At 53.6% G+C, this 14,111-nt stretch carries 12 protein-coding genes; 6 read left to right on the plus strand and 6 right to left on the minus strand.

Features of this window, described 5'->3' with window-relative positions; translation table 11 throughout:
• Nucleotides 1-344: 344 nt before the first annotated feature.
• The 4 genes from C8K66_RS01870 to C8K66_RS01885 are packed head-to-tail and all read right to left on the minus strand — an operon-like array spanning nt 345 to nt 3,806.
• Complete coding sequence (locus C8K66_RS01870; protein ID WP_108524122.1) at nt 345-1,613, minus strand: FAD-binding oxidoreductase; 1,269 nt, start codon at nt 1,611-1,613, stop codon at nt 345-347.
• On the minus strand, nt 1,610-2,362 hold the full coding sequence (locus tag C8K66_RS01875) for an amino acid ABC transporter ATP-binding protein (RefSeq protein ID WP_108524123.1): 753 nt from the start codon (nt 2,360-2,362) through the stop codon (nt 1,610-1,612). Before C8K66_RS01875 ends, C8K66_RS01870 begins: the two co-directional genes overlap by 4 nt.
• A complete protein-coding gene (locus tag C8K66_RS01880; protein ID WP_108524124.1) occupies nt 2,359-3,027 on the minus strand; it encodes an amino acid ABC transporter permease in 669 nt (222 codons plus the stop codon). The genes C8K66_RS01875 and C8K66_RS01880 overlap by 4 nt, the downstream gene beginning before the upstream one ends.
• Entirely contained in the window at nt 3,024-3,806 is a 783-nt protein-coding gene (locus tag C8K66_RS01885; protein ID WP_108524125.1) for an ABC transporter substrate-binding protein, read from the minus strand. The genes C8K66_RS01880 and C8K66_RS01885 overlap by 4 nt, the downstream gene beginning before the upstream one ends.
• 214 nt (nt 3,807-4,020) lie before the next feature.
• Here C8K66_RS01885 and C8K66_RS01890 point away from each other — a divergent pair, with 214 nt between their 5' ends.
• The gene (locus C8K66_RS01890) at nt 4,021-4,800 is read left to right on the plus strand and encodes an IclR family transcriptional regulator (protein ID WP_108524126.1); all 780 of its coding nucleotides are present in this window, start codon (nt 4,021-4,023) and stop codon (nt 4,798-4,800) included.
• A 307-nt stretch (nt 4,801-5,107) separates the two neighbouring features.
• Here the strand turns inward: C8K66_RS01890 and C8K66_RS01895 are convergent, their stop codons facing one another.
• A complete protein-coding gene (locus tag C8K66_RS01895) occupies nt 5,108-6,793 on the minus strand; it encodes a choline dehydrogenase (protein ID WP_108524127.1) in 1,686 nt (561 codons plus the stop codon).
• Between the two features lie 619 nt (nt 6,794-7,412).
• Between C8K66_RS01895 and C8K66_RS01900 the strand changes: the two genes are divergently transcribed.
• From C8K66_RS01900 to C8K66_RS01915, 4 genes are all read left to right on the plus strand, one after another.
• Entirely contained in the window at nt 7,413-8,879 is a 1,467-nt protein-coding gene (locus C8K66_RS01900) for an APC family permease (protein ID WP_256590884.1), read from the plus strand.
• A 61-nt stretch (nt 8,880-8,940) separates the two neighbouring features.
• Nucleotides 8,941-10,368: an aldehyde dehydrogenase family protein gene (locus C8K66_RS01905; protein WP_108524128.1), complete on the plus strand. Its 1,428-nt coding sequence runs from the start codon at nt 8,941-8,943 to the stop codon at nt 10,366-10,368.
• A gap of 161 nt (nt 10,369-10,529) precedes the next feature.
• Nucleotides 10,530-11,282 carry a FadR/GntR family transcriptional regulator gene (locus C8K66_RS01910; RefSeq protein ID WP_108524266.1) on the plus strand — a complete coding sequence of 251 codons (753 nt, stop codon included), beginning with the start codon at nt 10,530-10,532 and terminating at the stop codon, nt 11,280-11,282.
• Complete coding sequence (locus C8K66_RS01915; protein WP_256590885.1) at nt 11,275-11,958, plus strand: cache domain-containing protein; 684 nt, start codon at nt 11,275-11,277, stop codon at nt 11,956-11,958. Before C8K66_RS01910 ends, C8K66_RS01915 begins: the two co-directional genes overlap by 8 nt.
• Nucleotides 11,959-12,142: 184 nt before the next feature.
• Here C8K66_RS01915 and C8K66_RS01920 read toward each other — a convergent pair whose 3' ends face one another.
• Entirely contained in the window at nt 12,143-12,772 is a 630-nt protein-coding gene (locus tag C8K66_RS01920) for a TetR/AcrR family transcriptional regulator (RefSeq protein ID WP_108524130.1), read from the minus strand.
• Nucleotides 12,773-13,237: 465 nt separating this feature from the next.
• Between C8K66_RS01920 and C8K66_RS01925 the strand changes: the two genes are divergently transcribed.
• Nucleotides 13,238-14,041, plus strand: coding sequence for a citryl-CoA lyase (locus C8K66_RS01925; protein WP_108524267.1), 804 nt, complete (start codon nt 13,238-13,240; stop codon nt 14,039-14,041).
• Nucleotides 14,042-14,111 lie beyond the last annotated feature (70 nt).

Below are 14,111 nucleotides of genomic sequence, written 5' to 3' on the forward strand. Positions count from 1 at the left end.
TCACAGCCAGTCCTCCCCCATTTTGCGAAGTACGTAGCTGCTCTGATCATAGCGGTAAAGAAAAATATTTATGCCTAAGCCAGCGCCCCCACGCCTGATTGTTGATCAAAGCCAGACGATCGTTGTGCTTGATACTAATGCAGCCCGAAACCTCGCTCACGAACTACAGTGCCCGTCTTGGGCATTGACATTTGTAAAAATGAAGGAAGAGGGCTATTCGTTGCTGTGTCGAACGCAGACCTACGCCCTCCCCTGCTCGTCAAGATCAATTAGCACTCGAAGCCGCGACTATGGTGCGTGGGCGCGGCTTCGCTTAAGCCCTGCTTCGGCTACAAGAGCATCCCTCAGCTCACACTCAAGCGATCCAACAGGCTGTACCAAGCCACCCCCGCGCCAATATAGAACCTCTGCAATCCATGCAATGGCAACCGCTGCAACGGCGAGACCGGATACGCAAAAGCCGCGCGTTTATCACACAACCGCCCAGCCAACTGCTGACCAAGACTGGTACATAAACCGATCCCCCGACCATTACACCCAAGCATCAAAGTCAGCCCTGGCGCCGGTTCATGAACATGGGGCATAAAATCTCGAGTGATCGCGATCCGCCCAGCCCAGTGATACTCAAACTCCAGTGGCCCCAACTGCGGAAACAGCAATGCCAGCGAGCGTTCAAGGTGAGTAAAGTCTGTCGGCCCGGTGGGATCGTTGAACAACCCACGCCCGCCCATCAACAGGCGACCGTAGGCATCCTTACGGAAATACAGCAGCAGTCGTTGCGACGTAGAAACCGTTTCCTGCCCTGGTAAAATACTTTCGGCTAGCGACCCGCTCAACGGTTTTGTGGCGACGATAAAACTATTGGCGGCCAATATGCTCTGCGCCATCCCAGGCCACAGGTTGCTGCTGTAGCCGTTGGTTGCCAGTACCACCTGATCCGCCGTGACTTGTGCGCCGCAGACAGTCTGCACTTGCCACCCAGAGCCCTGGCGCTGCAACTCAGTCACGGCACTCTGGCCGTGAATCCGTACACCTGCCGCCAGCGCCGCGCGCACTAATCCGCGTGCGTAGGCCAAAGGCTGAATAGCCCCCGCTCGACCATCCAGCCAACCGCCGGCAAAGGCTTCACTGCCCATGCGCGTAGCCACTGCGCTGGCATCTAGACACTGCACCGGCACACCACGACGGGCCCACTGATCCGCCCGGGCATGCAGCCCGGCCACGCCTTTGTCCGAGTAGGAAACCTGCATCCAGCCCTTTCGTATCGGCGCGCAATTGATCTCATGCCGCTTGATCAGATCGAACACCAGGTCAGCAGAGCTCGAAACAGTATCGATCAGCGGTTCAGCGCGCTCAGCGCCGTACATTTGCACCAGTTGATCCGGGTCGTATTTCAACGTCGGGTTGACCTGCCCACCATTACGGCCCGAAGCGCCCCAGCCAGGTTCGTTGGCTTCCAGGACACAGACACTTACACCCTTCTCAGCCAGATGCAGGGCCGTCGACAAACCGGTATACCCCGCCCCCACAATCGCCACATCCACTCTCAATGACTCGCTCAACGCTGGCGTTGGTACGGCTGGTGGTGCCGTCGCTGCCCATAGTGAATTCATGACAGGCTCCGCACGCTGGCGGTCGGATGCAGTACCCTGCGCAAAAAGTCTTGGGTTCGCGGCTGCTGCGGATTGCCCAGGACTTGCTCCGCCGGGCCGCTTTCAACGATGTAACCTCCATGGAGGAAGCACACACGGTCGGCCACTTCGCGTGCAAAACCCATTTCATGGGTGACCACGATCATGGTCATTCCTTCATCCGCCAGGGTACGCATGACTGCCAGTACATCGCCAACCAGTTCAGGGTCGAGGGCCGAGGTAGGTTCGTCGAACAGCATGGCTTCGGGCTTCATCGCCAAGGCGCGCGCGATGGCCACCCGCTGTTGCTGGCCACCGGAGAGTTGTTCTGGATAGGCGTCCGCCTTTGCCGAAAGACCGACCTTTTCCAGTAAGGTCAAGGCTTCTGCACGCGCTTGATTGGGTGACTCACCCTTGACGTATACCGGGCCTTCCATGACGTTTTCCAACACGGTGCGATGGGGAAACAGGTTAAAACGCTGGAACACCATGCCCATGCGGCTTCGCAGCGCGTGCACGGTTTTACTGCCCCGTTGCACGGTTTCGCCGAACGCGGTGATAACACCGCCTTCGTAGGTTTCCAGTGCATTGATGCAGCGCAGCAACGTGGACTTGCCCGAGCCGGAGGGGCCGATCAGGCACACCACCTCACCTTTGGCGACGTCAAGATCCACGCCGTGCAGCACCCGGTAGCTGCCGTATTGTTTTTGCAGCTGGCGAATCTCGATCATGCTTTTTTCCTCCGGCTCAAGTGCTGTTCCATGTGACGCAGGCCATACACCAACGGCAGGCTCATCAGCAGGTAGAGCAGAGCTACCAGGGTATAAACAGTCATATTCTGAAAGGTGGATGAGGCAATCAATTGCCCTTGGCGCGTCATCTCGGCGACGGTAATGGTGGAAACCAGTGATGAATCCTTGAGCATCATCACCAAGGTGTTGCCATAGGGTGGCAAGGCGATACGGAATGCCTGGGGCAGAATCACGCGGCGCATCATCAGTACAGAGCGCATGCCCAAGGCCTCGGCGGCTTCGCGCTGCCCTTGCTCCACCGCGATGATGCCGGTGCGAAAATTCTCGGCCTGATAGGCGGAATAGGCGATGCCCATGCCGATCACCCCGGCCTGGAAGGCGGTCAGGTGAACGCCCATGTCCGGCAGCACGAAGTAGATGTAAAAAAGCTGCACGATGATCGGCAGGCCGCGAATCACGTTGATCACCGTACTCGACGTTACTGACAGCATACGGATCGGAGAAAGCTTGAGCAGTGCCAACACTAGGCCGATCGCGCTGCTGAGGAGGAACGACAGCACGGTGATCTGGATAGTAACCCAGGCGCCCTGAAGCAGAATGGGTAAAAAATCCACGGCGCTTTGCAAGAATTCAGTGGGGCTCATAGGTTCACCTGGGCATCAAGCCCCCACTTCCTGAGGATATTTGCCAGGGTTCCGTCAGCCTTGATACTGGCGATGGCCTGATTCAATCGCTCGAGGGTTTCGGTATCGCCCTTGCGCACCACTAGGCAAACCTCGCCAACATTGGTGGGTTTGTAGTCGGCGGCTAGTTTGACGCCTTTGAACAGGTTCTGCCGGATCTGGTAGGCCACCACCGGCTGGTCACCCACGGCAGCCTTGATGCGACCCAGGGACAGGTCACGGATCATTTCGCCAATGGAGTCGTAGGTGCGGATCTCCTTGAAGATGCCGAGCTTGCTGAGCTGGTCGTAAAAAATGGTGCCGGCCTGTACTCCAACGACCTGATCTTTGAGCGGGCTTAGGTCGGGGTATGCGGCATTGTCATCGGCGCTGATGATCAGGCCTTCACCGTAGGCGTAGATGGGGCTACTGAAGGCAACGACTTTCTTACGCTCTTCGGTTTTCAGCATGCCGGCGGAAATGAAGTCGAGCTTTTCGGACGTTAGCGAAGGAATAAGCGCGGCGAAGTTGGTCTGTTCGATCTGGCTGGTGAAGCCCCCGGCCTTGCCTACCGCCTGCGCAACATCGACCATCACCCCCTGAATGCTGTTGCTCTTGATATCGAGGAAGGTAAACGGCGAACCGCTGGCGGTTGCACCAACTTTGTACGAGGTCGCACTGGCTGCGTGCACGGTGGACACGCAAAGGGTGGCGCATAGGCCGAAGGCAAAGCGGCGAAACACGTGTGAAAGACTGTTCATCGGGTTACTCCAGAAGGAAAACTGATTGTCAGTAACGCTAGCGGCAACAGAACAACCGCAAGGCTCATGCCATTCCGATTAATTAGGAGCGCATATCGATTGATAAATTGTGCTGAATGAATCATTTGTATCGATATGCGATATTTAATGGTCATTTTTCGCTTTTTGGCGTAGAAATCTCCTGAGAGTTGATCCAACTGACAACGAGTGGGCCATGACCGAAGAGCGCAACAGTTTGCATAATCAATCCCTGGAAAAAGGCCTGTCGGTACTCAAGGCATTCAGCGCACAGCGCCGTAGCATGAGCCTTGCAGAGGTAGCTGACGCCGCTGGCATGACCAAAAGCTCCGCGCAACGCATGCTGTTTACTCTAGAAAGCCTTGGTTACCTTCGGAAACACTCCCGCACACGCCATTACCAACTGACACCACGTGTGCTGGAACTCGGCTTCAGTTACCTGGATGCGCATTCGCTGATTGAAGTGGCCAACCCGTTCCTTTCCGAACTGACGCGCCTGACCGGGGAGACCTCCTGCCTTACTGAGCCAGCGGGTTACGACATGACCTACATTGCGCGTTTTGTCAGCTCAGGTTTTGTGCCGGTGCATATGCCGATTGGGTCGCGCGTGCCGATGTATTGCACTGCGTCCGGCAGGGCTTACTTAAGCGCGCTACCACAGGATGAAGCGTTGGTGTTGATTGAAAATAGCCAGCGAATCGCTCACACCAGCCATACGTTGACGAAAGTCGACAAGATCCTGGAGTCTCTTGAGGAAGTGCGCCAGCAAGGTTATGCGGTCAATACCCAAGAAATTTTTCTCGGTGATATGACCATCGGTGCACCCGTGCTGGGCGCTAATGGCCGACCGGTAGCTGCGGTGCATGTGGTAGCACCTACCAGTCGCTGGAGCCGCGCGGACGCCGAGCGGCAACTGGCACCGGCGCTGTTGCAATGCTCTCGTGCGTTGACCAACTCCGCGCGGAATTTAGATTGATCTCAAAGCGGCAGGGAGAGATCGTTTCTGCGCTTTTAATGAAACCAGTTACGAAGTATAGGTCGGTACGTGTTGCCGGCTTCTTTAAATGCGCCTTCAGCAGAGATCGCACCACACAGTCAAGATTTAAGGTGATTTACCACCACACTAGCCGGTGACACCACGCGATAGAGGTCGTTGGTTTGTAGAGGGAGGTTCGGCTAGAACGCATGATGTGTTCCGGGTCAGACCAGAGGAGGAAAATGCATAACATTGCTCAGACCAAAAGACTCTCGGGTTCAGCGAGAGCCTTTTCGATTCGACGATCTTACGCGTATGTTTTGATAGCTGAGGGGATTCCAATTTGAGCCCTGTATACAGGCGCATTGTTCGCCGGTAACGGCTGACGACCGCGAATCATGTCAGCGGCACGCTCAGCGATCATGATCGTAGGAGCATTGGTATTGCCATTGGTGACTTCAGGCATGACCGAGGCGTCAACGACCCTTAGGCCTTGGGTACCTTTAACCCTGAGCTCCCCATCAACAACTGCCTCTGGGCCACTTCCCATTTTGCAGGTACCACAGAAGTGGTAACCCGACTCTGCGTGCTCGCGGATGAATTGGTCTAATCCCTGATCAGTCATCATGTCAGGGGTGGGCTTCAATTGCTTACCTCGATAGGGCCTGAAAGCCTCTTGTTCCATGATGTCGATGGTTGAACGTATCGCGTTGCGTGAATCAATCCAGTCTTGATCATGGGTGAGCCAATTGGGCTGAATCAGCGGCGCAGCTGTAGGGTCTGCCGAAGCCAATGTAACCCATCCGCGACTCAGAGGACGCTGAGGGCCCAGGTGAACTTGATAGCTGTGCCCTTCTGCTGCCATGCGACCACTGTACTCAGCTGCAACGCCTACAAAATGAAGCTGCACATCCGGCCAAGGTTTATCAGGAGAAGATCGCAAAAACCCACCCGCCTCGAAGAAGTTGGAAGCACCAAGCCCTTTGTGCGTAGTAAGCCATTGGGCTCCGATCGCAGCCTGACGGTGAAGCTTCAATTCCGAGTAATACGAGACTGGTTTCGTGCAATCGTAGGCAACAATGAATTCCATATGATCCCCCAGGTTCTTCCCAACACCGGGTGAGTCACAGACGACCTTGATCCCATGTTTGGTGAGCTCTTCGGCTGGGCCAACGCCGGACAACATTAGAATTTGCGGCGATTGGATTGCACCCGCGCTAAGGATCACCTCACGATCGCAGCGAACGATCTGCTCTTTGCCTTCGCTCAGGATACTCACGCCTGCCGCACGCGTGCCTTCAAAAGCTACTGAGCGAACCAATGCACCTGTAATTACCTCCAGGTTGGGTCTCGCCATGGCTGGGTGCAGGTAAGCTTTTGCGGTGCTCTCCCGAACGCCTTTATGGACAGTCATGTCCATCCGACCAAAGCCTTCCTGACGGTAGGCGTTTTGATCATTTACGTGCGCGTGCCCAGCTTCTTGAGCCGCTTCGATGAAGACTTGGTAGAGGGGGCTAGCACCAAATCCTTTCGTGACATGAAGAGGCCCACTTCCACCCCGATACTCACTTTCCCCTTGGTCGTAGCATTCGGCGCGCTTGAAATAGGGTAAGCATTGGTCATACGACCAGTGCTTAAGCTCTGGATCCTTGGCCCAGTTATCGTAATCCATGGCGTTGCCGCGGATGTAAACCATGCCGTTGATGGTTGACGAACCGCCCAATACCTTGCCTCGAAAATAGGGTACGCGGCGCCCATTTAGGGCCTCGACTGGTTCTGTCAGAAATTGCCAGTTATAGGTCTTTCCAGTGAGCGGATAGGTGAGCGCAGCAGGCATCTGGATACGGAAATCCCATTTTCGATCGGGCCCACCCGCTTCGATTACCAAAACTCTGACTTCCGGATCTTCTGAAAGTCGACTGGCTAAAACGCATCCTGCAGAGCCTGCACCTACCACGATGTAATCGTAGCTCTCACTCGATTTAGTACTCATTTCGCCCACCTATACGTCTCGTTGTCCCACGAAAATTCGTGGCATCGCGTGTCTGCCCACTACGACCAGGCTAAAAAAGCCGATCGTCGCCGAGGTCTGGCGTGGCACATGAGTTAGCAAATTAGCGGCAGATAGCGACAAAAAGGCCATTTTTCTTGTCTCAGTAGGCCATTTACTGTTAGCGGCCCATGCCGGACGCTGTGGATTACGTTACCAATCTCAAAAGGCCTTGTCTAAAAATATTTGTGGGCGTAGATTTTAAATGGGCTACGCAACGACACGCTGAACACAACAACAAGAGGTGAAGCATGCCCCGACTCCAGACACAGCGCTGGCATCGATCGCGTGGGAGTAATAACTCCCATGACGAAGCGAGCACAGCAACCTACCTTGGCCCCGATCATGGCGCCGGTAGCGTAAAAACAAGCAGCACTACGCCCTTCAGGCCGGATGTCTCATCCAAATCCCGAACGCGGCGACCCTTAGCTTCTCTGCCATTGACTCTGCACTTCATGCAGATTCGAAACGAAAAAACGATCGCTATACAAGGCATAAGCCTCAGCCCGTTTTTTCACAATCGTCATTTGAGCAATTGCTCTGGCAGCAGCAAGGGGGATGTATGAGCTATTCCGAAAAAATGGCGTACTCAGCGGGTTCACCTGCTACCGCTACAGACACAAACCATCGATTGAAAGGGCATTTGGGCACGATGGATATCGTGTTCACTGTTCTGGCCTACAACGCGCCGCTTACGATCATCATTGGGTTGATTCCCGTCATCATTGGTGCAGGCAACGGTCTGGGCGCCCCCCTGACATACCTGGCAGCGGGAGCTCTAATGCTGCTGTTCGCCGTGGGTTTCACGACTATGGCGCGGCACGTACCGAATGCTGGTGCTTATTACGCCTACATCACAGCTGGTCTTGGGCGGCCGCTCGGCCTAGGGAGCGCGTTCATGGCGATCCTTGCCTACACGTTCATGTTGGTCGGTGCCTATCTGTACGCAGGTGTCATCTTTTCTCCCATTTCACTGTCATGGATCGGAATAGATAGCCTCCCCTGGTGGCAGTGGACTCTGCTGATTGCTCTACTCGTTGGCATCTTGGGTCACTACCGCATTAGCCTTTCAGCGAAGGTATTAACTGCTGCCCTAGTGTTGGAAGTAATCGTCGTGTTCGTATGGGAAGCGAGCGTGGTAACCAAGGGTGGTGCGAGTGGTATTGGTTTTGAATGGCTTACCCCCAGTGCCATCACATCAGGCTCGATTGGCCTTGCTGTCCTGTTCGGCGTGACTTGTTTTGCTGGATTCGAGGCAACAGCTGTTTTTCGGGAAGAAGCTCGCGACCCGGAAAGGACAGTTCCCCGCGCTACCTACATCGCCATTATCGTTATGACCCTCATTTTTGCCTCTGGTACCACTGCGTTTATCTGGGCGCTAGGGCCAGAGCAAGCGCTTCAAAAATCGATCAACGATCCGTCAAATTCGGGTTTGCTGGCGATCGAGATGTATTTGGGTCGGGTGGGCGTTGATGTGGTTCATACGTTGATGGCCACAAGCATCTTTGCCTGTGTTTTGGCCATCCATAACATTCTAGGCCGCTACATCTACTCATTGAGCGTTGATGGCGTATTCCCAAAGGCCTTTGCCAAGGTACACGCGCGTCATGGCTCGCCTTATAAAGCGTCGGCGACAGTTCTGTTAATTACGCTGGCAAGCGTAATAGCTGTGGTCATCTCTCAGATCGAACCCTACGGCGGCTATGCATCTCTGGTTGGAATCGCGGGGTACACCCTCTTGATCTTGCAAATCCTAACCACCGTGGCCGTATTGGTATTTTTCAAGAGAGTGGATCACACAGCGTCTAAATGGCAGTCCGTGATTGCGCCGGTGCTGGCATTGCTTGGACTGCTCGTCACCGCTTGGCTGGCCACGTCCAACATCGGTCTTCTCACCGGTAGCGAGCAAACAGCAATGATCCTGCTGGCATTCTTGTTCGCCGCACTCGTCCTCGGCTCAATCTACGGGATGAGACTGAAATCTTCGAAACCAGGCGTCTACCGGGCAATTGGTCGTCAAGAAATCTGAATTTAGGCATGCCAGCGAGCCGCTGGCATGTTGGTTCGATAAGGGTACTAAGGGGAATGCAGTGAGCAATACAAAGAAATTTTATATCGATGGCGCCTGGGTAGCTCCTACGGAATCAAATTTCCTGGATGTGATCGATCCATCCACAGAAGAGGCTTTCGACCAAATCGCTATGGGGACGGCTGCTGACGTTGACAAGGCTGTTGCCGCCGCCAAGGCGGCCTTTGACGGGTTTTCGACCACCTCAGTGTCGGAACGAGTCCACCTGCTTCGACGGATTCTCAAAGGCTTCAACGAACGCAGAGAGGAAGTGGCTCAAATCACAACGAGGGAGATGGGGGCACCTATCTCCTTCGCCCGTGAAGCACAGACCTACACGTGCTCCGCGCATATTGAAGCGATGATCAAGATCCTAGAAGACTACCCATTCGAGGAACAGCACGGAACCACCCAGGTCACCAAGGAGGCTATTGGCGTAGTCGCGTTGATTACCCCGTGGAATTGGCCTCTGAATCAAATTATTTGCAAGGTAATTCCTGCTATTGCTGCAGGGTGCACGATCGTGCTCAAACCAAGCGAAATAGCACCTCTTGATGCAATCATATTTGCCGAGATTCTGCATGAAGCGGGACTACCTAATGGTGTGTTCAACCTAGTAAATGGGGATGGCCCAAACGTGGGCGAGGCTCTATCTAGGCACCCCAATGTGGACATGATTTCCTTTACAGGCTCCACAAAAGCCGGAATTTTGGTGGCAAAAGCGGCTGCTGATACGGTCAAACGGGTCACCCAGGAACTAGGTGGGAAATCCGCCAATATTGTGTTGGATGATGCCGATATTGAGACTGCTGTCTCGACAGGTGTACGCATCTGCATGTCTAACAGCGGCCAATCATGCGATGCACCTACCCATATGTTGGTGCCGGCGGCTTTTTATGAACAGGCGCTGGATATAGCTGCGAGGACGGCCAACACGCTGATCGTGGGTGACCCTCAAGACGAGTCAGTTGAGCTAGGGCCGCTGGCGAGCGAAATGCAGCTCAACAAGGTGCAAGCGCTGATCCAGAGTGGGATCGATGAAGGCGCCAGACTTGTCGCTGGCGGTGTGGGTACACCAAACGGCCTCACGAAAGGCTACTACGCGAAGCCGACTGTCTTCGCAGACGCTAAGCCGTCGATGGCTATTCTTCGCGAGGAGATATTCGGGCCTGTATTAGTCATTTCCGCGTATAGAACGGAACAAGAAGCCCTTGCCATCGCGAACAGCAGTCACTATGGCTTGGCCGGATACGTTCAATCCTCTGACATCGACCGAGCTCGCGTGTTGGCCCGCAAACTGCGGGCTGGATCGGTTTTCATCAATTACCCGGACTGGGACGTGATGGCTCCATTTGGGGGATACAAGCAATCTGGCAATGGCCGGGAGGGCGGCCCACATGCGTTGACCGAGTACTTGGAGGTCAAAGCAACAGTAGGTTATTACAGCTAAGCTAAATAACTGACGAAGGGTGTCGCTTCCAAGCGAGGCCACGGCCCGGATGTAGACATTCCGGGTCGCATAGATTGGTCATGGCCGATAGAATGGGGAGTAATCATTTGTCCCATAGGACGCTCATGGCTCTCGGTTCAGATCTCCCGCAGGGAGTGACCATGTTTTCGTTGCGACCTCAGCACCTTACTGGGGTCAGCTCAGTGGTGACGCGCTTACGCACAGCTATTGATCTTGGCTTCTTTGAAGACGGAGAGATGCTGCCCAAAGAAGCAGTTTTATCCAGGGAGCTTCACGTTACTGCCTTCACTCTTCGCGAGGCGTTAGCTGAGCTGCGCCTGGAAGGTCTAGTCGATACCAAGCCTGGACGAGGCGGCGGCACGTTCGTGCAGCGCACGTCCGGGGTGGCTCATGATAAAGCGGAAATTCGACTAAAAGACTTATCTGCTACGGCTCTTAGAGACCTGTCGGATTGGAAAGCAATGCTCCTAGGTGAGGCGGCCGAGCTCGCGGCTAGCCGCGCTTCACCGTCGAATATTGCGCGCTTGGAGGAATACTGCAATCGAGTGCTTAGCGCTACTAGCGCAATTGCAGCCTGCCGAGCACACGCCAGGTTCGACATCGAGCTAGCAGCAGCGGCTCAGTCAGTCAGATTAAGCTCAGCAGCGCTTCAGACTTACGAAGAATATAGCTGGCTTCTCGCGCTCGCCCACGAAGACCAAGGGTATACAGAAGAGTGCGCTCAGACACTTGCAGCGGTGACAAAGATGGTGGGCCAAAGGTTGGTGCATGAGGCGGGTACGCTTGCTCGTGACAGAACGCGAATATCCTTCGAATCTTTGGCCAAGAAGCGTCTGAGCTTGATTGCTTCACGATCACACCAACAAGCACCTCGAGGCCATACCGTTGAATGATTTTCTAAAGCAGGCCGCCTGCTCTGCATTTGAAAAGGTCTTCGGTGAGTTAAGACTGATAAGCAGCCAATTCACCCAACTAATCGAAAACAAGTCAGCTCAAAATAGCAAAGTTGCGGAGTCTGATGTAAAGCACATGCGACCCAGTCTTGTGAAAGCGCTCATGCGGCTGGATGGATCTGCCTTTTCGTTAGGCATTATTTTAGATGAGAACGTTATCCCAGGAACAGACTACGCGCTCAGCTGGCTAGAGCTATCAGCAGATGGAAGCATCCAGGAAGATTCCAATAGTCGCTATCCTTGGCGTGGTAATTTTTACGAGTACTCCAAGGCTGAGTGGATGAACCTTCCCCGGCTCAACCGAGAACCGGTGGTCGTTGGGCCCTATGTCGACTTTGATAAGTACTTGCTTACCTTAGCCGTGCCGATCGTTGTATCTGATTATTTCATAGGCGTAGCAGCTGCAGACGTAAGGCTGGACGACTTCGAACGCTCGGTGGCTTACCCGCTTTCAAGATTTGAGCTACCGTGCTTAATCGTCAACTCTGAGGGCCGAGTTGTCGTGTCAAATACCACCTCTCACCCTGTTGGATCAATCAATGAAACATATAAAACGTTAGGCACACCAATGCAGCTCTGTGGCTGGAGGATCATTCTGATTGAAGCAGTCTGCTAGACCTAACATCCGATGCTTAGCCGTTTTTCACTGCTTTAAGTTTCAAAGAATGCGACGCATCGTGCTTTCTTATTAAAAAGAGTTAAAAACAAGCGTAGCTTTAATTCATGCTGATACCACTCTTCTGCACGGATGACATGAGTAGCTGTGAGCCTAAAATTCCAGCCTCGACCCAATAGAAACATTAAACAGGTTCTTTATAAGCAATAACAAACCTATTTGCCATTCTCTTTAGAAGATCAAGAGACTGTAGAATTTCATCGTTTCCGAAAGTTCGGTTACTCAAAATACCCTCCAGGCAGGCTAAGATAATTTTGGCCGTGAATCTAAGCTCGGGGCAGTCGAACAACTTCGTTGAATGTCCATGCGCGATTATTCGCCACAAACTGTTGACCCGCTTGTCTCTCAGAGAACGTAGAGTTGCCTGTAAGCTTTCGGGGAGCGCCAACAATTCTTGTCTTGCCAAGTGGTGACGTTGCCGAGCAGAGACGCCATATTCAACATAAGCAGTAACAAAGGCATCTAGTTCAGTTGTGGACGTACGTGCACATTTGACGCGCACTGATGCTGCTTCCTGCAAACCTATTTCATACCCCTCTATAAGCCTGAACAATAAGCGCTCTTTCCCGCCTGTGAGTTTATGCATCGAACCTATAGGTATCTCGGCAGCCGATGCAATGTCCCTGAGGCTAACTGCAGCGAATCCTTTTTTAAGAAATGACCTGGTCGCCACCTCATGCATTCGATCAACATCATAGGCACGTGCGGGCGATCCAATGTGGCTCAGCTCTTCAATTCTAGGCCGATCTTTCATCGAGCATCCCCATTTACCAAGCCGAATGCTGAGCCTATACAGGTTAGGCACAGCCTAAACGGCAATAATACCCCATGGTCACTTTATCAGACCAAAGGGTATTTCTAAGACGAAGAATGATCTTTTTTACAGACGGAGGCAGGCTGAAGCTGCCCTATCACCTCTGATCGCTCCTGATGGACATGGGGGAAACCGACTGCCGCTTATCTGGCAGCGTAAGCCTTGGATGTCACTAGCAGAGAAAACCCTATCGGATGTGCTGACGGCGACTAGGCGCTGCGTGACTGCTGTGGCGATGGCTAGCCCTGTGAAGTGCAATCAGCGCATGCCAATGCCACTCCTCGAGTTACTGACCAACCGGTCATTCTTTCTAACTGACCCGCTAGACAAAAAAACAGACCTACCATACGATGGATGCACACCGGCCCAATGGCGCCGCCGTCATATCGCTTGAAGGACATCAACATGAGCACAGAGCAAAATCGTTATTGGCAGACATCAGTAAGTGACGTCGAGAACAACACCGTCTACATCCGCGGCTATGATCTGAGTGATTTGATCGGCAAGCTGAGCTTTCCGGAAGCAACGTTTTTGCTCATTAGGGGTCGACTGCCGTCAGCAGGTGAAGCAAAAATGATCGATGGCGTTCTGTGCTCTGTACTGGATTACGCTCTGAAGAAGCCTGGCACAGCCGCAGCGCGCTACTGTGTGTCCAGCAATCCGTCTATGGTCGCCGGCCTTGCTACGGCGGTGTTATCAGCTGGCGAGTACTCGCTGGCACCCGATCAGACTGGCCATTTTCTCAACCAGACAATTTCTGAAGCACGAAACGCTGCAAGTCTTGATGAGGCTGCTAGTACATTAGTCGAGGGCATGCGAGCTCGAAAAGAACGAGTTCCAGGCCTGGGTCATCCGGCTTTTCGCTTCACAGATCCTCGCGCTCAGCAGTTGAAAGCACTGGCATTGGAGTGTGGCGTTTGGGGTGATGTGTGTGAATGGTATGAAGCCATTCACAAGGCGTTCACTACCCAAGCAAATAAGCCTGAAATCGTTATCAATGAAGTAGGCATGATGGGCGCTATTTTGGCCCAGATGGGCTTTACGCCTGCTGAAATGACTGGTCTTGCCGTGATTTCTACCATGCCAGGTGTTATCGCGCACATCTCAGAAGAAATGCAAAGCAAAGTCCGCATCCGGGTCATTCCAGATGAAAACGTTGATTACTCCCGCGACCGCCGCTCGTTTGCTGAGGACTACTCAGCCAGTTGATTTACCAGTTTCGGTTCCTCTGTTTCTGACGATTTTGTCAGCCGCCCGTGAGATTGATACTTCCCGGGCG

Source organism: Pseudomonas sp. GV105 (genome assembly GCF_003058185.1).
Lineage (GTDB): Bacteria > Pseudomonadota > Gammaproteobacteria > Pseudomonadales > Pseudomonadaceae > Aquipseudomonas > Aquipseudomonas veronii.

Coding starts and splice junctions, on each gene's coding strand:
- C8K66_RS01870 (WP_108524122.1), bottom strand. CDS start 1,613: ATGAATTCACTATGGGCAGCGACGGCACCACCAGCCGTACCAACGCCA.
- C8K66_RS01875 (WP_108524123.1), bottom strand. CDS start 2,362: ATGATCGAGATTCGCCAGCTGCAAAAACAATACGGCAGCTACCGGGTG.
- C8K66_RS01880 (WP_108524124.1), bottom strand. CDS start 3,027: ATGAGCCCCACTGAATTCTTGCAAAGCGCCGTGGATTTTTTACCCATT.
- C8K66_RS01885 (WP_108524125.1), bottom strand. CDS start 3,806: ATGAACAGTCTTTCACACGTGTTTCGCCGCTTTGCCTTCGGCCTATGC.
- C8K66_RS01890 (WP_108524126.1), top strand. CDS start 4,021: ATGACCGAAGAGCGCAACAGTTTGCATAATCAATCCCTGGAAAAAGGC.
- C8K66_RS01895 (WP_108524127.1), bottom strand. CDS start 6,793: ATGAGTACTAAATCGAGTGAGAGCTACGATTACATCGTGGTAGGTGCA.
- C8K66_RS01900 (WP_256590884.1), top strand. CDS start 7,413: ATGAGCTATTCCGAAAAAATGGCGTACTCAGCGGGTTCACCTGCTACC.
- C8K66_RS01910 (WP_108524266.1), top strand. CDS start 10,530: ATGTTTTCGTTGCGACCTCAGCACCTTACTGGGGTCAGCTCAGTGGTG.
- C8K66_RS01920 (WP_108524130.1), bottom strand. CDS start 12,772: ATGAAAGATCGGCCTAGAATTGAAGAGCTGAGCCACATTGGATCGCCC.
- C8K66_RS01925 (WP_108524267.1), top strand. CDS start 13,238: ATGAGCACAGAGCAAAATCGTTATTGGCAGACATCAGTAAGTGACGTC.